We start from the raw sequence: 21,933 nt of genomic DNA on the forward strand, positions 1-21,933 counted from the left end.
ACGGCTCGATCAAATTGAAAAACGCCGCGACGGCTAGGCCGGTCGCGGCGCGGTGTTACGGTTCAGATGCAGCCGGTCGACGGTGTCGACTCAGTTTATCTGACCGTGACAGTGTTTGAATTTCTTGCCCGAACCACACCAGCACAGCTCGTTGCGACCCAGCTTCTGGTCATTGCGAACCGGCGACATGGCAGTTGCTGCCGCGACGGCGACGTCCTCGCCCTCCTCGGCCAGCACATCGGGATGATCCAGACCAGGCGCTTCGGCATGCTGGAACTGCATGCGCTGAGCCAGTTCTTCGGCTTCGCGACGCAGACGGGCTTCTTCTTCGGCTGGATCTTCGCGACGAACCTGTACGTGTGACAACACACGAATGGTGTCGCGCTTGATCGAGTCCAGCAGTTCCTGGAACAGGGTAAACGACTCGCGCTTGTATTCCTGCTTCGGGTTCTTCTGAGCGTAGCCACGCAGGTGAATGCCGTGACGCAAGTGGTCCATGGTCGACAGGTGGTCTTTCCACAGATCGTCCAGAACGCGCAGCAGAATCTGCTTCTCGAAGGTACGCAGGGCTTCGGCGCTGGCCTGGTCTTCTTTCTCGTTGTAAGCCGACATGATGGCTTCGAGGAGTTTGGGGCGCAGGTTTTCTTCGTGCAGGTGATCGTCTTCGTCGAGCCACTGCTGAATCGGCAGCTTCACACCGAAATCACTGTTCAGCGCTGCTTCCAGACCGGCCACATCCCACTGCTCAGGCAGCGATTGTGGAGGAATGTGACTACTGATGGTGGCGTCGAGTACTTCTTCGCGGAACTCGGCGATGGTGTCACCAATGTTGGTCGCAGCCAGCAGGCTGTTACGCATGTGGTAGATCACTTTACGCTGTTCGTTGGAAACGTCGTCGAACTCGAGCAGTTGCTTACGAATGTCGAAGTTACGGCCTTCGACCTTGCGTTGAGCCTTCTCGATGGCGTTGGTCACCATGCGGTGCTCGATCGCCTCACCGGACTGCATACCCAGCGCCTTCATGAAGTTCTTCACCCGGTCAGAGGCGAAGATGCGCATCAGGCTGTCTTCCAGCGACAGGTAGAAACGGCTGGAACCGGTGTCACCCTGACGACCCGCACGACCACGCAACTGGTTGTCGATACGGCGGGATTCGTGACGCTCGGAGGCGATGACGTGCAAGCCGCCCGCCTCGATCACTTGCTGATGACGCTTCTGCCAGTCGGCCTTGATCTGCGCGATCTGCTCAGGCGTCGGGTCTTCCAGGCTGGCGACTTCCACTTCCCAGTTACCGCCGAGCAGGATGTCGGTACCACGACCGGCCATGTTGGTGGCGATGGTCAGTGCGCCCGGACGACCGGCTTGTGCGATGATTTCGGCTTCTTTTTCGTGGAACTTGGCGTTCAGGACCTTGTGGTCGATGCCTTCCTTCTTGAGCAGATTGGACATGTGCTCTGAAGTTTCGATGGTCGCCGTACCGACCAGCACCGGACGTTGTTCGGCCAGGCAGGCCTTGATGTCGGTGATGATCGCCAGGTATTTCTCTTCGGCAGTCAGGTACACCAGGTCGTTGAAGTCCTTACGGGCCAACGGCTTGTTTGGCGGAATGACCATCACGGCCAGCGCGTAGATCTGGTGGAATTCGAACGCTTCGGTGTCCGCGGTACCGGTCATGCCGGACAGCTTGTTGTACAGACGGAAGTAGTTCTGGAACGTGGTCGACGCCAGCGTCTGGCTCTCGGCCTGAATGTTCAGGTGCTCTTTGGCTTCGATCGCCTGGTGCAGGCCTTCGGACAGACGACGGCCCGGCATGGTACGACCGGTGTGTTCGTCGACCAGCAGGATCTGGCCGTCCTGGACGATATATTCCACGTTGCGATGGAACAGTTTGTGCGCACGCAGACCGGCATACACGTGAGTCAGCAGACCCAGGTTGTGCGCCGAGTACAGGCTCTCGCCTTCGGCCAGCAGGCCGACTTCGGTGAGCATTTCTTCAATGAACTGGTGACCGGACTCGTTCAGCTCAACCTGACGGGATTTCTCGTCAATGCTGAAGTGACCTTGTTTGGTGACCTGACCTTCCACTTCCTCGATGTGCTGCTCGAGTTTAGGGATCAGCTTGTTGATTTCGGTATAAAGCTTGGAGCTGTCTTCGGCCTGGCCGGAGATGATCAGTGGCGTACGGGCTTCGTCGATGAGGATCGAGTCCACTTCGTCGATCACCGAGAAATTCAGTTCGCGCTGGAATTTGTCTTCCAGGCTGAACGCCATGTTGTCGCGCAGGTAATCGAAACCGAATTCGTTGTTGGTGCCGTAGGTGATGTCCGAGCCGTAAGCGGCGCGTTTCTCTTCAGGCGGCTGGAATGGCGTGACGACGCCCACGGTCAGACCGAGGAATTCGTACAACGGACGCATCCAGTTGGCGTCACGACGGGCCAGGTAATCGTTCACGGTCACAACGTGCACGCCCTTGCCGGACAGCGCGTTGAGGTACACCGCCAGTGTTGCCACCAGGGTTTTACCTTCACCGGTACGCATCTCGGCGATCATGCCTTCGTGCAGTGTCATACCGCCGATCAGCTGAACGTCGAAGTGACGCATCCCCATGATGCGTTTGCCCGCTTCACGGCAGACCGCGAACGCTTCAGGCAGGAGCTGATCGAGGGTCTCACCTTTGGCTATGCGGGCCTTGAACTCTTCGGTTTTGGCACGCAGCTGCTCGTCCGAAAGGGCCACCATTTGCTCTTCGAAGCTGTTGACGACTTGAACCGTCTTGAGCATGCGCTTCACTTCGCGCTCGTTCTTGCTTCCGAAAAGTTTTTTTAACAAAGGTGCAAACATATCGACAGGATCTTCCACACATAGGGATGGAGGGCGGCCCCGTGAGTCGCCCGTGCAGCCCTCATGGCCGCATGCGAACGAGCATTCTACCCGGAAATGGTGGTGAGGAAAGTGGCGTTATTCCACGATGCTGGCACAGCAATGTTACGGGGCAGAAGTACAATAGGGGCATTTCTTCGGACTTCAACCCGTTGGGGGGAGAAGTTTGATTAATGTTTTTTCATGATCAGCGCCGGCAATTTCGCCTGCGTCCGATGTTCAGGCGGCTAAATCGGGCTTTCTGTTAACATCATGCACTTGTAACACAAGGCACCTGTCATGGCATTCCGTCCTTTACCGGCTCGCGCACCGGCTGTTCTTCTGCGCGAAGCCAGGCCGCTCAGAGCCATTTTCAATCATGCACAACGTTTGGCACATTTGCAGCGTTTGCTGGAAAGTCAGTTGCAACCGGCTGCGCGTGCGCATTGTCATGTGGCTTCGTGGCGTGAGGGCACATTGTTGCTGATCGTGACTGATGGGCATTGGGCGACACGTTTGCGCTATCAGCAGAAACGTTTGCAACGGCAATTGGTGGCTTTCAAGGAGTTCGCCAACCTGACGCGTTTGCAACTGAAGGTACAGCCTGCAACGAACCATCGGGCTGATGTTGTTCATTCGAGGGATCTTTCGAGCGCGGCGGCGGAATCGATCAGTTCTACGGCCGAGGGGATCAGTGATCCCAAGCTGAAGGCTGCGCTGGAGCGGTTGGCGGCGCATGGGAAGTCTAAGGATTCAGGTGGGTGATCAGGGCGGTCTGGCGGATCGTCATGTGTGTTTATCCGTGATTTTTGGTGACTCTGATATTGACTCTGGCTAACGCCAGACTTGTTTCGCCTTCGGCGAGTTACTTGAAAATCGGAATGCCGCACCACCACCAAGTAACCAAGTGTCCTTGCTCCTGGTTGGGTTCCTCCTTCGTCGGAATACCCTCACTTCGGCGACGCTCCGTGGGCCCGCCGCCATCCATGCCGCTCGGCCCACTCCACGCCGCCTGCGTTCAGCCTGCACCCAAGTCGCAATTGGTGTCGTCTGAACTGACGCGCGCTTAGAAGCAAGATCAAAAGCCACTCGGTGTTGGGGCGTTACGCGAACCCTGTCGGAGACGCCGGAGGTCACGACGGCAGCGATAGCGGGTTATCAGTTGCAGATGAGCCGCCTGATCCACCCCTATCGTCCGACCGCGGCCCGGGCTGTTGCACAACTTCCCCAGGGATTCGTGTACAGCTGGAAATCTGGATACTCCACGTAATAGCGGCGCGGCAGATACGGCTCTGGCTAACGCCAGACCTGTTTCGCCTTCGGCGAGTTACTTGAAAAGACACCAAGTAACCAAGTGTCCTTGCTCCTGGTTTGGCGACTCCTTCGTCGCCGTACCCTCACTTCGGCGACGCTCCGTGGGCCCGCCGCCATCCGCCATCCATGGCGGGGGGCGGCTCTCGCGGCATCCATGCCGCTCGTCCCACTGCGCGACGCCTGCGTTCAGCCTGCACCCAAGTCGCGATTTGTGGCGTCTGGACTATTGCGTACGAAGATCAAGATCAAGATCAAGATCAAGATCAACGGCAACGGCAACGGCAACGGCAACGGCGGACACCGAACCTGTAGCAGTCCGGCTTGCCGGCGGTAGCGATCAACCAACAGCGCTCCAATAAAAAAGGCCACCCGAAGGTGGCCTTAAATATCAAACTAGGAAGAAGAGACTTTTACACCGCCGCTACAGGGCGCATGTAGGAGATCGGTGCGGTACTGGCATCTTCGAAGGTCACGACTTCCCAAGCATCTTCCTGTGCAATCAAGGCACGCAGAAGACGATTGTTCAGACCATGGCCCGACTTGAAGCCCTGGTACTCGCCAATCAGGCTATTGCCCAACAGATACAGGTCACCGATGGCATCCAGAATCTTGTGTTTGACGAATTCGTCCTCATAACGCAGGCCGTCTTCGTTCAACACGCCGTCCTTGTCCACGACGATAGCGTTTTCAACGCTGCCGCCCAGTGCAAGGTTGTGCTTGCGCAGGTACTCGATGTCTTTCATGAAACCGAAAGTACGGGCACGGCTGACTTCTTTCACGAACGAAGTACTGGAAAAGTCGACGCACGCGGTTTGCGTACGGTTTTTCAGGTACGGGTGGTCGAAATCTATTTCGAAGCCCACCTTGAAACCTTCAAACGGCACGAACTTGGCGAACTTGCCATCTTCTTCAACGCAGACTTCTTTCAGAATGCGGATGAATTTCTTCGGAGCGTCCTGTTCTTCCAGGCCAGCCGATTGAATCAGGAATACGAAGGGACCTGCGCTGCCGTCCATGATCGGAACTTCGGAGGCAGAGAGTTCAACGTAGGCGTTATCGATGCCAAGGCCGGCCATGGCCGACAGCAAGTGTTCAACCGTATCGACCTTCACGTCGCCATTGAACAGCGTTGTGGAGAGCGTGGTGTCGCCAACATTCAGCGCGTGAGCGTTGATCTGGACTACCGGCTCAAGGTCGGTACGGAAAAACACAATGCCAGCGTTCACAGGTGCAGGTTTGAGGGTCAGGTAAACCTTTTCCCCCGAGTGCAGGCCGATACCTGTGGCACGGATAATATTCTTCAGGGTGCGTTGTTTAATCATGGCATTGGCCGCTTCAGCGCATATCGCGAATTAGTATCAACAAAGGCTGGCGATGATAGCAGACCTCGCCTTTGCTGAACACCAATCACCCTTATACCCCTGATAGAACTCATCAATCAGCCTGACGACGCAGGAAAGCTGGAATATCCAGGTAATCCAGATCGTCATGCGGATTCATCTTGGCCGCTGCTGTCGCGCCTGCGTGTGCCTGATTGCGCATCACGGTAGGACGGTCCAGATCGCGGTAGTTCACCGAAGGCTGTTCCTGACGGACTGCCTGCTGCTGCTGCACAGGTGCGGCTTGAGCGGTCTGCATGGTGTTGTCGATGACCTTCACAGGCTTCTCGATTTTGGCGCCAAGGCCGGTGGCAACCACGGTTACGTGCAGCTCGTCGCGCATGTCCGGATCGATAACGGTACCGACCTTGACCATTGCGTGCTCGGAGGCGAACGCTTCGATGATGCTACCCACGTCCGAGTACTCACCCAAAGACAGGTCAGGACCGGCAGTGATGTTGACCAGAATGCCGCGGGCACCCTGCAGGTTGACGTCTTCGAGCAGTGGGTTGCGAATCGCAGCCTCGGTCGCTTCACGCGCACGGTTAGGACCGCTTGCAGCGCCAGTACCCATCATCGCCATGCCCATTTCGGACATCACGGTGCGAACGTCAGCGAAGTCGACGTTGATCATGCCTGGACGCTTGATGATGTCGGAGATACCGCGAACGGCACCGGCCAGTACATCGTCAGCCTTGGCGAAAGCCGACAGCAGGCTGGCGTCCTTGCCCAGGATGGTCAGCAGCTTCTCGTTGGGAATGGTGATCAACGAGTCGACGCTTTCGGACAGCGCGCGGATGCCTTCATCGGCGATCTGCATGCGCTTGCGACCTTCGAACGGGAACGGACGGGTGACCACCGCAACGGTCAGAATGCCCATTTCCTTCGCCACTTCGGCGATGATCGGCGCAGCACCGGTACCGGTACCGCCACCCATGCCGGTGGTGATGAAGACCATGTTGGTGCCCTGCAGAACTTCCGCAATGCGCTCACGATCTTCCAGTGCGGCCTGACGACCTACTTCAGGGTTCGCACCTGCACCCAGGCCCTTGGTGACACCGGTACCCAGTTGCAGAATGGTACGCGCACCAATGTTTTTCAGTGCTTGAGCATCGGTGTTGGCGCAGATGAACTCAACGCCTTCGATGTTGCTCTTGACCATGTGATTGACAGCATTGCCGCCGCCGCCACCGACACCGATAACTTTGATTACCGGGCTTTGTGGGATGTTGTCTACGAGCTCGAACATGTTCCCTCTCCTTCACTTCTCTAGTTTTTTATCGCCTACTGCCGCCTACCACTTTTGAATCTTAGAAATTCCCCTGGACCCAGCGTTTGAGGCGCTCAAACACGGGGGCCTTAGGTTCATCGCTATAACTGCTACCGGGGCCGGACAAGCCCGACAGCGAGATGCCGTCGGACTGCTTTTGCAGTCCGTACAGCAGCAAGCCCACACCGGTGGAGTAGATCGGGTTGCGGACGACATCCGACAGACCCTTGACACTGTGCGGAACGCCCAGGCGAACCGGCATGTGGAAGATTTCTTCCGCCAGTTCAACCGCGCCTTCCATTTTCGAGGTACCACCGGTCAGCACGATGCCGGCCGGGATCAGGTCTTCGTAGCCGCTGCGACGCAGTTCGGCCTGAATCAGGGTGAACAGTTCGTCATAGCGTGGCTCGACTACTTCGGCAAGTGCCTGACGGGACAGTTCACGCGGTGGACGGTCGCCCACGCTCGGCACCTTGATGGTTTCACCGGCACCGGCCAGTTTGGCCAGGGCGCAGGCGTAACGGATCTTGATTTCTTCGGCGTACTGGGTCGGAGTACGCAGAGCCATGGCGATGTCGTTGGTGACTTGGTCGCCGGCAATCGGGATCACCGCCGTGTGGCGAATCGCGCCTTCGGTGAAGATCGCGATATCGGTGGTACCGCCGCCGATGTCCACCAGGCACACGCCCAGCTCTTTTTCGTCGTCGGTCAGGACCGAGTACGCCGAGGCCAGTTGCTCGAGAATGATGTCGTCGACTTCCAGACCGCAGCGACGCACGCACTTCTCGATGTTCTGCGCTGCGTTGACCGCGCAGGTCACGACGTGAACCTTGGCTTCCAGACGCACGCCCGACATACCCAGCGGCTCACGAACGCCTTCCTGGTTATCGATCACGTAATCCTGCGGCAGGGTATGCAGCACGCGCTGGTCAGCCGGAATCGCCACGGCCTGGGCGGCGTCGAGTACGCGCTCAAGGTCCGCGGAGCTCACTTCGCGGTCACGAATCGCCACGATACCGTGGGAGTTCAGGCTGCGAATGTGATTGCCGGCGACACCGACGAACGCCGAGTGGATGCGGCAACCAGCCATCAGCTGCGCCTCCTCCACCGCGCGCTGAATCGACTGCACGGTCGACTCGATATTCACCACCACGCCCTTCTTCAGGCCGCGTGAAGGGTGGGTGCCGATACCGACGATTTCCAGCGTGCCATCAGCCGCGACTTCGCCTACCAGCGCCACCACCTTGGAGGTGCCGATATCCAATCCGACGATCATTTTGCCGCTTTGCACGTTTGCCATGGGTCCTGCCTCTTATCAATTCTTCGCGACGGCGGGTTTGTCCGTCGTTGGCGCTGACGCCTGTTCACGCCAACCGACGGCAAGGCCGTTGTTGTAACGCAGGTCGACTCGCGCAATGTTCGTGATCTGTTCTTTCAGCGTTTTTTCGTAGATGGCGATAAAGCGGCGCATCTTCTCTACCAGATGGTCTCGTCCCAGCAGCAACTCCAGGCCTGGGCCTGCGTTGTTTGCGCCGGTGGTGAGGAACCAGCTGCCTCGCTCACGCAACTCCAGCCGAGCGATGGAGAAACCCAGCGGGCGCAACATCTGACTCAAGACCTGGTACTGCTGCATCACCTGCTGTTGAGCCCGTTGAGGCCCGAACAACTGCGGAAGGTGTTCGTAGTTGGCCAGTTCACGCGGGGTGAAAGCCTGACCCTGGTTGTTCAGCAGGGCTTCATCGCCCCAGCGCGCAACCGGTAATTGTTCTTCAAGGCGAATCACCACCTGATCCGGCCATACCCGGCGGACCTCGGCGTGGGCGATCCACGGCATCGTTTCGAGCTCGGTGCGCATGCTGGCCAGGTCGACGTTGAAGAAGCTGGTCGCCACATACGGCGCGATGCGCTGCTGAACCGCCTGTTGGCTGATGTAGCTCAGATCACCCTGCACGTTGATCCGCGAGATCGGCCGGTCGGCGTACGGCAACAGGCGCTGGGCAGCCTCGTAGGTGCCAAAACCCAGGACCACAAGCAACACCGGCCACATCAGGCTGCGCAGGAAACCGAAGTTCGGCTTCGGAATGCGCGAAGACAGGGGTTCTCTGGCGACCATCCGACTGGCGCCACGCGGCACCGGCTTGCGGCTGGGAGAGGATTGCTGATGACGTAGCGTCGCGCCGTGCATGATTTACCCTCGCACCTGGACACTGTCGGCCAGAATCGCCAACACCAACTGTTTGAAATCGAGCCCCGCCGCTTTCGCGGCCATGGGTACCAGACTGTGATCGGTCATACCGGGCACGGTGTTGACTTCCAGCAGCCAGAACTTGCCATCGGCGTCCTGCATCACGTCGGTGCGTGCCCAGCCGGCAATGCCGACGGCGTCGCAAGCCCGCGCGGTGAGCGCCTTCAATTCCTGTTCTTTGTCTGCATCGAGGCCGCAAGGAATCCGGTACTGGGTATCGGAAGCCAGGTACTTGGCGTCGTAGTCGTAAAAGCTGTGGGGGGTACCCAGGCCGATGGGCGGCAAAACCTGCCCGCGCAGAGAGGCGACGGTGAACTCCGGACCTTGAATCCATTGTTCGACCAACACTTGCGAATCGTAGGTACTGGCGGCACTCCATGCGGCGATCAATTCGTCGACGCCGGTCACCTTGGCCATACCGATACTGGAACCTTCATGTGCGGGTTTGACGATCAAAGGAAAGCCCAGTTCCGTCGCCGCCGAAATACAATCCGCCGCGCTCGCCAGTACCGCGTGACGAGGCGTTGGCAGGCCCAGACTCTGCCAGACCTGTTTGGTCCTCAGCTTGTCCATCGCCAGCGCCGAAGCCAGTACGCCGCTGCCGGTGTACGGGATTTCCAGGCACTCCAGCAGGCCCTGCATGGTGCCGTCTTCGCCACCACGACCGTGCAACACGATGAACGCACGGTCGATCTTTTCACTGACCAGTCGTTGCAGGAAATCGTCACCCACGTCGATACCGAACGCATTGACGCCCGCGCTCTGCAGTGCTTCAAGCACTGCGCTGCCGGATTTCAGGGAAACCTCCCGCTCCGCGCTCTTGCCACCGAAGAGCACGGCCACGCGACCGAAGCTTTCAGGCTTCAGGGTCGAGAGCAGGGAGACTGGCGCGGCGGCTGTCATTTCAGCTTACCTTCGGTTGAGGCCACGATTGCGCCCGTGAACAACGGGCTCTTGAGCAGTTGCGGCGCAAGACCGCCGATGTCGCCAGCGCCCTGACACAGCAGGATGTCGCCCGCGCGCAGCAGCGGCTTGACCAGCGGGGCGAGCTCGACGCCGCGCTCGATGTAAATCGGGTCCAGCTGTCCGCGCTGACGAATGCTGTGCGCCAACTGACGGCTGTCGGCGCCCGGAATCGGCTCCTCGCCTGCCGGATAGACTTCCATCAGCAGCAGGACATTGGCGTCGTTGAGCACCTGCACGAAGTCGTCGTACAGATCGCGGGTACGGCTGTAACGGTGCGGCTGGTAAACCATGACCAGACGACGATCCGGCCAGCCGCCGCGCACGGCGTTGATCACCGCAGCGACTTCGCGTGGATGGTGGCCGTAGTCGTCGACCAGCATGACGCTGCCGCCTTCGACCGGCAGCTCGCCGTAAACCTGGAAGCGACGACCGACGCCCTGGAAACCAGAAAGCCCCTGCACGATGGCGTCGTCAGTGATGCCCTCGTCAGTCGCGATGGCGATGGTCGCCAGCGAGTTGAGCACGTTGTGATTGCCCGGCATGTTCACCGACACGTCCAGCGGCTCGCGGTCGCGACGTAGCACGGTGAAATGCGTGAGCATGCCTTCCTGGCGCACATTGATGGCGCGCACGTCGGCGTTTTCGTTGAAGCCATAGGTCATGACCGGACGCTTGACCGACGGCAGAATGTCGCGCACCACCGGATCGTCGGTGCACACCACGGCCAGACCGTAGAACGGCAGGTTGTGCAGGAACTCAACGAAGGTCTTCTTCAGCTTGTTGAAGTCGCCTTCGTAGGTCGCCATATGATCGGCGTCGATGTTAGTGACGACCGCAACCAGCGGCTGCAGATGCAGGAAGCTGGCGTCACTCTCGTCAGCTTCGGCGATCAGGTAACGGCTGGTGCCGAGCTGCGCGTTGGTACCGGCAGCGTTCAAACGGCCACCGATGACGAAAGTCGGATCAAGGCCACCGGCTGCGAACACCGAAGCGATGAGGCTGGTGGTGGTGGTTTTGCCATGGGTACCGGCGACTGCGATACCGTGGCGATAGCGCATCAGTTCAGCCAGCATTTCAGCGCGAGGCACCACAGGGATGCGGCGTTCAAGCGCGGTCGCCACTTCCGGGTTGGAGGTGTTGACGGCGCTGGACACGACCAGCACGTCAGCCGCCGATGCGTTTTCCGCGCGGTGGCCGATGAAAATGTGAGCGCCGAACGATTCGAGACGCTCGGTCACCGGCGAAGCCTTGAGGTCGGAACCGGATACTTCATAGCCCAGGTTCAGCAACACTTCAGCGATGCCGCACATGCCCACACCGCCGATCCCGACGAAGTGAATGCGACGGATACGGCGCATTTCCGGCTGTGGCATCGCGCGTTGATTCTCAACCATGGACCACCTCCAGGCAGACATCGACGACGGTGTTGGTGGCGTCCGGCTTGGCCAGTTGGCGAGCCGTGGTGGCCATGCGTTTCAATTGTTCGGGTTGCATCAAAACCTCTTTCAGGCGCGCAGCCATCTCGGCGGCGCCAGTTGTCGCTTGCGGCATCACGAAGGCGGCGCCTTCACGTGCCAGATATTCGGCGTTGCGCGACTGGTGGTCGTCGATCGCATGGGGCAGCGGCACCAGCAACGACGGCAGACCAGCGGCCGCCAGCTCACTGATGGTCAGCGCGCCTGCGCGACAGACCACCAGATCCGCCCAGCCGTAGGCTTGGGCCATGTCTTTGATAAAGGGGGCGACCTGCGCCTCGACACCCGCAGCGCGGTAACGCTCGGTGGTGACTTCATCGTGATTCTTGCCAGCCTGATGGAACACCTCAGGCCGCAGCTCGGCCGGCACTTGCGCAAGCGCCTCCGGCAACAACTTGTTCAGCGGCTCGGCGCCCAGGCTTCCACCCAGCACCAGCAACCGTGGCTTGCGTCCGGCCAGTGCCTGACGCGGCGTTTCGAAGAACAGCTCGGCGCGCACCGGGTTACCGGTGGTACGACGCTTGGCCGACGCGGCGAAGGTCTGCGGAAAGGCTTCGCAAACGCGAGCCGCGAACGACGCCAGACTGCGGTTGGCCGTGCCAGCCACGGCGTTCTGTTCGTGAATGATCAACGGCACGCCCGCAAGCTTCGCGGCCAGACCACCAGGCCCAGTCACGTAACCGCCAAATCCCACCACGCAAACCGGCTTGAGCTCACGCACCACTTTGCGTGCCTGAAGCAATGCCTTGAACAACATGAACGGCGCCTTGAGCAGCGACAGACGCCCCTTGCCACGCAGACCGGTGACGTTGATCAAATGCAACTGCAGACCCGCCGCCGGCACCAGTTCGTTTTCGATGCCGCGCGGTGTACCCAGCCAGTGCACGGTGTAGCCGCGTGCCTGGAACTCACGAGCACAGGCGAGCGCCGGGAACACGTGTCCGCCGGTGCCGCCAGCCATGATCAATACGTTACCGACGGCCATGGTTGGGCTCCTCGGCAAAATCGCTTTCGCTGAACTCGGCCTCTTCACTGCCCATGTTGTTGCGCGATTCCCACTCGATGCGCAGCAACAGGCCCAGACTCGCGCAGCAGATGATCAGCGAGCTGCCGCCATAGCTGAGGAATGGCAGGGTCAGACCTTTGGTCGGCAGCAGACCGACGTTCACGCCGATATTGATCAGGAATTGGCCAATCCACAGGAATGCCAGACCGTACGCGGTGTAAGCCGCAAAAAACTGCTTGGCGCGCTCGGCCCACATGCCGATGTACATCGCACGAATACTGACGAAGACGAACAACGCGACGGTGGCCAGCGAACCCACGACGCCCAGCTCCTCGGCCAATACCGAGAACACGAAGTCGGTGTGCGCTTCCGGCAGGTAGAACTGCTTCTGCACGCTATTGCCCAGGCCGACGCCGAACCACTCGCCGCGACCGAAGGCGATCAGGGCCTGCGTCAACTGGTAGCCCGAGCCGAACTGATCGGACCATGGGTCGGTAAAGGTGATCAGACGCGCCATCCGGTAAGGCTGTGCCTGAACCAGGACGAAAACCGCAGCCACCGCCAGCGCGACCATCAGGGCGAAACGGAACAGGCCGACGCCCCCCAGGAACAGCATCGCGGCAGCGGCACCCATCATCACGACGGTGGCACCGAAGTCCGGCTCCATGAGCAGCAGACCCGCCATCGGCAGCAACACGATGAACGGCTTGAAGAAGCCCATCCAGCTTTCGCGGACTTCCTGTTGACGACGGATCAGGTAACCGGCCAGAAAGATCACCACGAACACCTTGGCGATTTCCGAGGGCTGTACGTTGAACATGCCGAAGCCGATCCAGCGCATCGAACCGTTCACCTCGCGCCCGATCCCGGGCACGATCACCAGAATCAGCAAGCCGAACGCGCCGAGCAGCATCAGCCAGCCCAGACGTTGCCAGGTCGCTACCGGCACCATCATGGTGGCGATGCAGGCGCCAAGACCCAGCACCAGATAGATCAGGTGACGGGTCATCATGTACAGCGCATTGCCCGACTGCACAGCGGCCACTTCCGATGATGCGGAAGTGATCATCACCAGCCCCAGCCCCAGCAGTGCCAGGCAACCGGCGAGCATCGGGAAATCGACGTCCACGCCACGACCGCTGATGATCGGCGATGGATAAGGCTTGATCACGCCAAAGATCATGACAAGTCCCCCACGGCCTGGGCGAACAGACGTCCGCGCTCTTCGAAATTCTTGAACATATCCAGGCTTGCACAGGCTGGGGACAGCAACACGGCATCCCCTTCCTGAGCCAATTCGGCAGCACGTTGCACAGCTTCTTCCAATGTTTTGACGCGTATCAGAGGCACCGAACCGCCGAAGGTCTGAGCGAGCAGTTCAGCATCGCGGCCCAGCAGGACGACTGCGCGGCAATGTTCAGCGACAGGGGCTTTGAGTGCGGAGAAGTCCGCACCCTTGCCATCGCCACCGGCGATCAGCACCAGCTTGCCAGCGATATCAGCCCCCAGCCCTTCGATGGCAGCCAGCGCTGCACCGACGTTGGTGGCCTTGGAGTCGTCGTAGTAGCTGACTGCGGCGCGCTCGCGAACCCACTGGCAGCGATGCACGAGCCCGGCGAAAGTGCGCAGGCTGGACAGCATTGCGTCGAATGGCAGGCCGACGGCATGGCCCAGAGCCAGGGCCGCCAGGGCGTTTGCCTGGTTGTGCGCGCCACGGATTTTCAGCTCACGCACCGGCAGCAGATTTTCGAACTGGAACGCGAGGTACTTTTCGCCGTTCTCTTCTCGCAGACCGAAGCCATTGATGTCAGGTCTGTTCAGACCAAAGGTCCAGCAAGGCACCCCTTCGCCGATCAATGGTCGCGACAGCGCATCCTGACGGTTCACCACCACTTGACGGGCACCACGGAAGATCCGGTGCTTGGCAAGGTGATAAGCCGGCAACCCGCTGTAGCGGTCCATGTGGTCTTCGCTGACGTTGAGCACGGTGGCCACTTCAGCACCCAGCTGATCGGTTGTTTCCAGCTGGAAGCTCGAGAGTTCCATCACGTAAAGCTCGACGTCGTCACTGAGCAGGTCCAGCGCGGGCGTGCCCAGGTTGCCGCCAACTGCAACACGCTTGCCGGCCGCTGCAGCCATTTCGCCGACCAGTGTGGTCACAGTGCTTTTCGCGTTCGAACCGCTGATGGCAACGATCGGCGCCTTCGCGTTGCGCGCGAACAGTTCGATGTCGCCGGACAATTTCACGCCGCGGGCCGCCGCCTGCTGCAAGGCAGGCGTGGCCAACGCAAGACCGGGGCTGACGTACAGTTCGTCGGCGCGGCAGAGGAACTCGACGTCCAACTCACCACACCGTACTTCCACCTGCGGATAGTCACGACGCAAGGTCTCAAGCTCCGGCGGAGTCTCCCGCGTATCGGCCACAGCAAAGGCCACGCCCCGGTTCGCCAGGAAGCGAACCAGGGACATGCCGCTTTTGCCGAGACCGACAACGATGCGGAAATGAGAGGAAGCGATCAGTGACACTCTGTTCTACCTCAGTTTCAACGTGGCAAGGCCGATCAACACGAGAATCACGGTGATGATCCAGAAACGGACGATCACACGCGGCTCGGGCCAGCCCTTGAGTTCGAAATGGTGGTGAATCGGCGCCATGCGGAAAACACGGCGGCCGGTCAATTTAAAGGATGCGACCTGAATGACGACTGACAGGGTTTCCATCACGAACACGCCGCCCATGATGAACAGAACGATTTCCTGACGAACGATCACCGCGATGGTGCCGAGCGCCGCGCCCAGCGCCAGTGCGCCGACGTCACCCATGAAGACCTGAGCCGGGTAAGTGTTGAACCAGAGGAAGCCAAGACCGGCACCGATCAGCGCGCCGCAGAATACGATCAACTCGCCCGCACCCGGGACATAAGGGATCAACAGGTATTCGGCGAACTTCACGTTACCGGACAGGTAGCAGAAGATGCCCAGCGCTCCGCCAACCATGACGGTTGGCAGGATGGCCAGGCCGTCCAGGCCGTCAGTCAGGTTGACCGCGTTGCTGGAGCCGACGATGACGAAGTAGGTCAGGATCACGAAACCGACGCCCAGCGGAATGCTGAAATCCTTGAGCATCGGGATCAGCAGCGTGGTTTCCACCGGAGATTGCGCAGTCATATAAAGGAAGATCGCAGCGCCCAGCCCGAACACAGACTGCCAGAAGTATTTCCAGCGGCTTGGCAGACCTTTCGAGTTCTTCTCGATGACCTTGCGGTAGTCGTCGACCCAGCCGATACCACCGAACAGCAGCGTGACGATCAGCACGACCCACACATAGCGATTGCTCAGATCAGCCCACAACAATGTGCTGACGCCGATGGCCGACAGAATCAGTGCGCCACCCATGGTCGGGGTGCCGGACTTGGACAAATGGGATTGAGGACCGTCGTTACGGACGGATTGACCGATCTGCTTGTTCTGCAGGGCACGGATCATCCATGGACCGAGGCACAGCGAGAGCGACAGTGCGGTGAGCACGCCAAGGATCCCGCGCAGGGTCAGGTACTGGAAGACCGCGAAGCCTTTGTAGAACTGTTGCAGATACTCGGCCAGCAGCAGCAGCATTAATGTTTCTCCAGGCTGGAACCGCAGAGAGCCGCCACGACGTTTTCCATCGCGGCACTGCGAGATCCTTTGATCAAAATGGTGGTGTTTTTATCTTGCTCGGCGCCGAGCGCCTCGATCAGGTCAGCCTGATTGGCAAAATGGCGCGCATCCTGCCCGAAAGCTTTGACCGCATGGGCCATCAGTGGACCAACGGCATACAGCGCGTCGACCTTGCCGGCGGCATAGGCGCCGACGTCGCGATGGCCCTGCTCGGCCCAGTCGCCCAACTCGCCGATATCGCCCAGTACCAGTACGGTGCGGCCAGCGAATCCGGCGAGAATATCGGTGGCTGCAGCCACAGACGTCGGGTTGGCGTTATAGGTGTCGTCGATGACGCGCATGCCGTTGGTCGCCAGTTGCGCAACGGTACGGCCCTTAACCGGCTGCACGCTGTCGAGCCCGGCAACCAGACCCGGCAGCGAGACGCCCAACGCGTGACCTGCGGCAGCGGCAGCCAACGCATTAGCCACGTTGTGCGCACCCAGCAGGTTCAATTGCACCTGCGCCGAACCGCTCGGACCGTTCAAAGTGAAGGTCGGGCAGCCGCGGGCGTCGATGCCCAGATCGGTCGCGTAGAAATCGGCCTGATCACTGTTCCGGGAAAAACTCAGAACCTTGCGACCGGCTGTGCGGGCAACCCAGATGTCGAACGCCTTGTCGTCGCGATTCAGAACCGCGACGCCGCGGGCATCGAGACCTTCGATGATTTCGCCCTTGGCTTCGACGATTTTCTCGGGGCCACCGAACTCGCCCACGTGTGCCGTGCCGGCGTTGGTCAGCACCACGACATGCGGCTTGGTCAGGCTGACGGTGAAGGCGATCTCGCCCACCCGAGAAGCGCCCAGCTCGATCACCGCGGCGTCGAATTCAGGGGCCAGCTCCAACAATGTCAGTGGAACGCCCAGCTCGTTATTCAGGTTGCCGCGAGTCGCGAGCACCGAACCACGGGTGCGCAGGATGCTCGCAAGCATTTCCTTGACCGTGGTCTTGCCGCTGGAACCGGTAATCGCGGCCACAGGCTTGTCTATAAAGGCATTGCGGTTCATCGCGCCCAGCTGCGCCAGCGCCTTGCGGGTGTCGCCGACGATCAACTGCGGCAATGCGCTGCCAGGAATTTCGCGCTCGACCAATGCGCCGACCGCACCTTTGGCAGCGACCTGATCGAGATAATCGTGGCCGTCGAAACGTGGGCCGGTGAGCGCCACGAACAACTGACCCGGATTGATTGCCCGGCTGTCGATACTGACACCGTTAAAGCGTGCGTCTTCGCCGACACGACGCCCATCGAGCGGCAGCAACAGTTCGCTGAACGAAAGTGGCTTAAGCATGTGCAGCCTCCCATGCGTCCAGTGCCTTGGCAGCTTCTTCAAGATCGGAAAACGGATGACGCTGGCCATCGATTTCCTGGTAATCCTCGTGCCCTTTTCCCGCCAGCACGATCACGTCCGCCGCCTGGGCCTGGGCGATAATCTGCGCAATGGCCTGGCCGCGACCGGCGACGAACTCGACCATATCCACAGCGCTGAAACCGGCGCGGATGTCGTCGAAAATGCGCGCGGGGTCTTCGGTTCTCGGGTTGTCGTCGGTGACCAGCACCTTGTCCGCCAGGCGCTCCACCACTTCGGCCATCAACGGCCGTTTGCCGCGATCACGATCGCCGCCGCAACCGAACAGGCAGGTCAGTTGACCTTTGGCATGGGGGCGCAGCGCGGCGAGTACTTTTTCCAGTGCATCCGGGGTGTGGGCGTAATCGACCACCACCAGCGGACGGGAACCGCCCCCCAGACGCTGCATGCGGCCGACCGGGCCCTCAAGGCTTGGCAGGACTTTGAGAATGTCGTCCAGCGGATAATCGAGACCGATCAATGCGCCGACAGCCGCCAGCACGTTGCTCAGGTTGAAACGACCCAACAGGCTGCTGCGCAAGACGTGATCGCCCTGAGGGGTAACCAGGGTGGCACGCACGCCATCGTCATCGAAATGTGCATCGCGGCAGAACAGATAAGCGTTGCTGTCGTCCTGGCTGTAGGTGATCAGGCGCGAGTCATGCGACTGGGCAGCCAGTTGGCGGCCGAAATCGTCGTCCAGATTGATCACCCGGCAACGCAGATCATTCCAGGCGAACAACTTGGCCTTCGCGGCGGCATAGGCCTCCATGGTGCCGTGATAATCCAGATGATCACGGGACAGGTTGGTCATCACAGCGACGTCAAACGCCAGCGCAGTGACACGGCCCTGATCCAAACCATGGGACGACACTTCTATGGCGATGGCCTTGGCGCCGGCCTTTTTCAGGTCGTAGATCGTCGACTGCACAGAAATAGGATCGGGCGTGGTGTGGATGCCGCTTTTCAAGTCACTGTAAAAACCAGTGCCCAAGGTACCGATCAAGCCGCAATGCTGGCCCAGTTTATCCAGCGCTTGGGCGATCAGTTGGGTGACGCTGGTCTTGCCGTTGGTGCCGGTCACGCCAACCAGGTTCATGCTGCGGCTCGGATCACCGTAGAAACGCCCTGCAATGTCCGACAGCTGCGCGGCCAGGCCCTTGACCGGGATCATCGGAATATCGGTGATCGGCAGCACCTTGGCGCCTTCGACTTCATAGGCCACGGCAGCAGCGCCGTGAGCGATGGCATCGCTAATGTGGTCACGCCCGTCGACTTTCAGTCCCGCAATTGCCAGGAACAGATCGCCCGGACGCACCTTGCGGCTGTCCAGAGTCAATTCACGGATCAACAGGTCACGATCGCTCTGGGCGAAAATCTTGCTCAAGTTAAAGGACATCAGCCACGTCCTCCCTTGACTGGAACGGCGGCCGGCGCAGCATTGGCCTGCTGTTCAGGTGGAACAGGGGCGAGGTTGTCCGGGCGAACGTTCATCAGACGCAGCGTGCCCGACATCACCTTGCTGAACACCGGCGCAGAAACCAGACCACCGAAGTAACCGCCTTTGCTCGGTTCGTCGATAACGACCACGATCGCGTAACGCGGGTTGCTCATCGGACCGAAACCGGCGAACAGCGAACGATAGGAGTTTTCGGCGTAGCCCTTGGTGCCCACCGACGTCTTACGTGCAGTACCTGACTTGCCGGCCACGTGATACGACGGAACGCGGGCGCGATAAACGCCGCGCGGGTCTTCGATCACCTGTTGCAGCATGCCTTGCAGCGTTTTGGCGGTGGCTTCAGGAATCGCCTGTGTCGACTCGGACGGCTTGTCCGTCTTCAGGATGGTCAACGGAACGATCTTGCCGTTGTTGGCCAGCGCGGAATAGGCGTGAACCAGTTGCAGCGCCGTCACCGACAGGCCGTAGCCGTAAGATAAGGTCGCAGTTTCCGCCTTGCGCCACTCGCGGTAGTTCGGCAAATTCCCCACGCGCTCACCCGGGAAGCCCAGACCGGTGTATTGACCCAGCCCGACGCGCTGCATGGCGCGGAAGATCGCCTCACCGCCGACGTCGAACGCCACCTTGCTCATGCCGACGTTACTGGAGTTGATCAGAATGCCGGTCAGGTCGAGGATCGGGCCTTCGGTCTTGGTCACGTCGCGAATGGTGTATTTGCCGATCTGCAGCGTGCCCGGATACACCTCGACCTTGTCGCTCGGCTTCCAGCGCCCGCTGTCCAGCGCGGCGGTCATGGAGATAGGCTTCATGGTCGAACCCGGCTCGAACACGTCGATGATCGCGCGGTTACGCATCGCGGCCGGGACCATGGTGCGGCGGTTGTTGGGGTTGTAGGTCGGCTGATTGACCATCGCCAGCACTTCGCCGGTCTTCACGTCCATGATCACCAGGCTGCCGGCCTTGGCGTCGTTTTCCTGAATCGCGTTGCGCAGCTCACGAGTGGCCAGATATTGCAGGCGCAGATCAATAGACAAAGCCAAGGTCTTCCCGGCCTTGGCGTTTTTCTTCACTTGCAGGTCTTTGATCAACCTGCCGCGCCGATCCTTGATCACTTGCCGTTTTCCGGGCACCCCGGCAAGCCAGTCGTCGTATGCCAGTTCGACACCTTCGCGACCGTGATCGTCGAGATCGGTAAAGCCGACCATGTGAGCCGTGACGTCGCCCGCTGGATAGAAGCGGCGGAATTCTTCCTTGCCGTACACGCCAGGCACTTTGAGATCAAGCACTGACTGGCCCTGCTCCGGGGTCAGACCTCGAACCAGATAGATGAACTCTTTGCTGGCCTGTTCGTTCAGGCGATCAGCCAGGGCTTTCGGGTCTTGCCCCAACACTTGCGCCAACAGACCCCACTTGCTTTTGTCGGCCTGCATCTCGGACGGGTTCGCCCAGATAGTGGTGACCGGCGTACTGACAGCCAGCGGCTCGCCGTTACGGTCGGTGATCAGACCACGGTGTGCGGGAATGGAGACGGTACGAAGGCTACGCGCGTCGCCCTGCTCGATGAGAAAACGATGATCGATGACCTGCAGGTCGACGATGCGATAGGAGATCGCCAGTACCATCACCGACAACAGGCCGACCACCACGCGGAACCGCCAAGGGTAAAGTGCCCCTTCGAGTTTCATCATGGCGACACCATCCGGATATCGGCGGCGTTCGGGATGCGCATTTTCAACTGATCGGTGGCCAGGGCCTCGATACGGCTGTGCGCGGTCCAGGTGCTTTGCTCAAGAATAAGGCGCCCCCACTCGGCCTGCGCCTTGTCACGAACGCTGAGCTCGGCATAAAGCGAGTTGAGCAGCTGACGGTTCCAGTGCGCGCTGTAGGAAACGGCGATTGCCGACACGAGGACGGCAATGAACAGCAGCATCATGAAGAAGCTGCCGCCTGGCAGGGGTTTGAAGAAACCGCGGCTCACCGGAGTTTCTCCGCAACACGCATCACCGCACTGCGCGAACGAGGGTTGGCACGGGTTTCTTCGTCGCAAGCGAACTGTGCCTTGCCGATCAGCTTGATGCGCGGCTCGAAAGCCTGATGGCGAATCGGCAGGTTGCGCGGCATGTTGTCTGCCTCACCCTTGACCAATTTGCGCATGAACAGTTTGACGATGCGATCTTCCAGCGAATGAAAGCTGATGACCGCCAGACGACCGCCCACTTCCAGCGTTTCAAGCGCAGCCTCAAGACCGGCTTCCAGATCGCCCAGCTCGTTGTTGACGTGAATGCGCAGACCCTGGAAAGCACGGGTAGCCGGGTTCTTGCCCTTTTCCCACGCAGGGTTGGCGACTTTCAGGACTTCAGCCAGATCGGCGGTACGCTCGAACGGCTGGGTTTCGCGACGGGAAACTACGGCACCGGCCATGCGCCTGGCGAAACGTTCTTCGCCATATTCCTTGAATACGCGGGCGATTTCTTCGGCCGGTGCGCTGTTGACGAACTCCGCGGCGCTGACGCCGCGAGAAGGGTCCATCCGCATGTCCAGCGGACCGTCGTTCATGAAACTGAAGCCACGCTCAGGGTCGTCGAGCTGCGGCGAGGAAACACCGAGATCCAGCAGAATCCCGCTGACCTTTCCAGCAATGCCGCGCTCCAGAGCCTCAGAGCCCAACTCGGCAAAGCTGCGCTGCACAATGACAAAGCGGCCGTCTTCGGCCGCCAGCGCTTGCCCTGTGGCAATCGCTTGAGGATCCTTGTCGAACCCGATGAGCCTTCCATCAGGCCCGAGAGTCTGCAAGATAAGCCGGCTGTGCCCGCCCCGCCCGAACGTGCCATCCAGATAGCAGCCATCGGCGCGCACCGCGAGAGCCTCGACGGCTTCTTCGAGCAGTACGGTGATGTGGGTAAAGCCGCTATTCATAG

Annotated in this window: 17 protein-coding genes; 1 reads left to right on the forward strand and 16 read right to left on the reverse strand. The window is 60.1% G+C overall.

Going from position 1 to position 21,933, the window contains the following annotated elements; all coding sequences use genetic code 11:
* Positions 1-90: 90 nt before the first annotated feature.
* Positions 91-2,841 (reverse strand): preprotein translocase subunit SecA, encoded by a 2,751-nt coding sequence (gene secA, locus BWR59_RS09065; protein ID WP_081565310.1) that lies wholly within the window; start codon positions 2,839-2,841, stop codon positions 91-93.
* Between the two features lie 318 nt (positions 2,842-3,159).
* Here secA and BWR59_RS09070 point away from each other — a divergent pair, with 318 nt between their 5' ends.
* Positions 3,160-3,624, forward strand: a complete 465-nt coding sequence (locus BWR59_RS09070; protein ID WP_081565311.1) for a DciA family protein — start codon at positions 3,160-3,162, stop codon at positions 3,622-3,624.
* 959 nt (positions 3,625-4,583) lie between these two features.
* Here the strand turns inward: BWR59_RS09070 and lpxC are convergent.
* The 15 genes from lpxC to rsmH all read right to left on the reverse strand — a co-directional run bounded on the left by lpxC (position 4,584) and on the right by rsmH (position 21,931).
* Entirely contained in the window at positions 4,584-5,495 is a 912-nt protein-coding gene (lpxC, locus tag BWR59_RS09080) for a UDP-3-O-acyl-N-acetylglucosamine deacetylase (protein WP_081565313.1), read from the reverse strand.
* Between the two features lie 112 nt (positions 5,496-5,607).
* Positions 5,608-6,801: a cell division protein FtsZ gene (gene ftsZ, locus BWR59_RS09085; RefSeq protein WP_081565314.1), complete on the reverse strand. Its 1,194-nt coding sequence runs from the start codon at positions 6,799-6,801 to the stop codon at positions 5,608-5,610.
* A gap of 61 nt (positions 6,802-6,862) precedes the next feature.
* Complete coding sequence (gene ftsA / locus BWR59_RS09090) at positions 6,863-8,122, reverse strand: cell division protein FtsA (RefSeq protein WP_081565315.1); 1,260 nt, start codon at positions 8,120-8,122, stop codon at positions 6,863-6,865.
* Between the two features lie 15 nt (positions 8,123-8,137).
* A complete protein-coding gene (locus BWR59_RS09095) occupies positions 8,138-9,007 on the reverse strand; it encodes a cell division protein FtsQ/DivIB (protein ID WP_081565316.1) in 870 nt (289 codons plus the stop codon).
* 3 nt (positions 9,008-9,010) lie between these two features.
* Entirely contained in the window at positions 9,011-9,970 is a 960-nt protein-coding gene (locus BWR59_RS09100; protein ID WP_081565317.1) for a D-alanine--D-alanine ligase, read from the reverse strand.
* Positions 9,967-11,427, reverse strand: a complete 1,461-nt coding sequence (gene murC, locus BWR59_RS09105) for a UDP-N-acetylmuramate--L-alanine ligase (protein ID WP_081565318.1) — start codon at positions 11,425-11,427, stop codon at positions 9,967-9,969. Before murC ends, BWR59_RS09100 begins: the two co-directional genes overlap by 4 nt.
* The gene (murG, locus tag BWR59_RS09110) at positions 11,420-12,493 is read right to left on the reverse strand and encodes an undecaprenyldiphospho-muramoylpentapeptide beta-N-acetylglucosaminyltransferase (protein WP_081565319.1); all 1,074 of its coding nucleotides are present in this window, start codon (positions 12,491-12,493) and stop codon (positions 11,420-11,422) included. Before murG ends, murC begins: the two co-directional genes overlap by 8 nt.
* A complete protein-coding gene (ftsW, locus tag BWR59_RS09115; RefSeq protein ID WP_168184473.1) occupies positions 12,480-13,694 on the reverse strand; it encodes a putative lipid II flippase FtsW in 1,215 nt (404 codons plus the stop codon). The genes murG and ftsW overlap by 14 nt, the downstream gene beginning before the upstream one ends.
* Positions 13,694-15,040, reverse strand: coding sequence for a UDP-N-acetylmuramoyl-L-alanine--D-glutamate ligase (murD, locus tag BWR59_RS09120; protein WP_081565321.1), 1,347 nt, complete (start codon positions 15,038-15,040; stop codon positions 13,694-13,696). The genes ftsW and murD overlap by 1 nt, the downstream gene beginning before the upstream one ends.
* A gap of 6 nt (positions 15,041-15,046) precedes the next feature.
* Positions 15,047-16,129 carry a phospho-N-acetylmuramoyl-pentapeptide-transferase gene (gene mraY / locus BWR59_RS09125; protein ID WP_081565322.1) on the reverse strand — a complete coding sequence of 361 codons (1,083 nt, stop codon included), beginning with the start codon at positions 16,127-16,129 and terminating at the stop codon, positions 15,047-15,049.
* Entirely contained in the window at positions 16,129-17,499 is a 1,371-nt protein-coding gene (murF, locus tag BWR59_RS09130; RefSeq protein WP_081565323.1) for a UDP-N-acetylmuramoyl-tripeptide--D-alanyl-D-alanine ligase, read from the reverse strand. Before murF ends, mraY begins: the two co-directional genes overlap by 1 nt.
* The gene (locus BWR59_RS09135; protein WP_081565324.1) at positions 17,492-18,955 is read right to left on the reverse strand and encodes a UDP-N-acetylmuramoyl-L-alanyl-D-glutamate--2,6-diaminopimelate ligase; all 1,464 of its coding nucleotides are present in this window, start codon (positions 18,953-18,955) and stop codon (positions 17,492-17,494) included. The genes murF and BWR59_RS09135 overlap by 8 nt, the downstream gene beginning before the upstream one ends.
* Positions 18,955-20,703, reverse strand: coding sequence for a penicillin-binding protein 2 (locus BWR59_RS09140; RefSeq protein WP_081565325.1), 1,749 nt, complete (start codon positions 20,701-20,703; stop codon positions 18,955-18,957). Before BWR59_RS09140 ends, BWR59_RS09135 begins: the two co-directional genes overlap by 1 nt.
* Positions 20,700-20,993 carry a cell division protein FtsL gene (gene ftsL / locus BWR59_RS09145; RefSeq protein WP_081565326.1) on the reverse strand — a complete coding sequence of 98 codons (294 nt, stop codon included), beginning with the start codon at positions 20,991-20,993 and terminating at the stop codon, positions 20,700-20,702. The genes BWR59_RS09140 and ftsL overlap by 4 nt, the downstream gene beginning before the upstream one ends.
* The gene (rsmH, locus tag BWR59_RS09150; protein ID WP_143490808.1) at positions 20,990-21,931 is read right to left on the reverse strand and encodes a 16S rRNA (cytosine(1402)-N(4))-methyltransferase RsmH; all 942 of its coding nucleotides are present in this window, start codon (positions 21,929-21,931) and stop codon (positions 20,990-20,992) included. The genes ftsL and rsmH overlap by 4 nt, the downstream gene beginning before the upstream one ends.
* Between the last annotated feature and the right edge of the window lie 2 nt (positions 21,932-21,933).

Origin of the sequence: Pseudomonas sp. Bc-h (assembly GCF_002080045.1) — a bacterium.
Lineage (GTDB): Bacteria > Pseudomonadota > Gammaproteobacteria > Pseudomonadales > Pseudomonadaceae > Aquipseudomonas.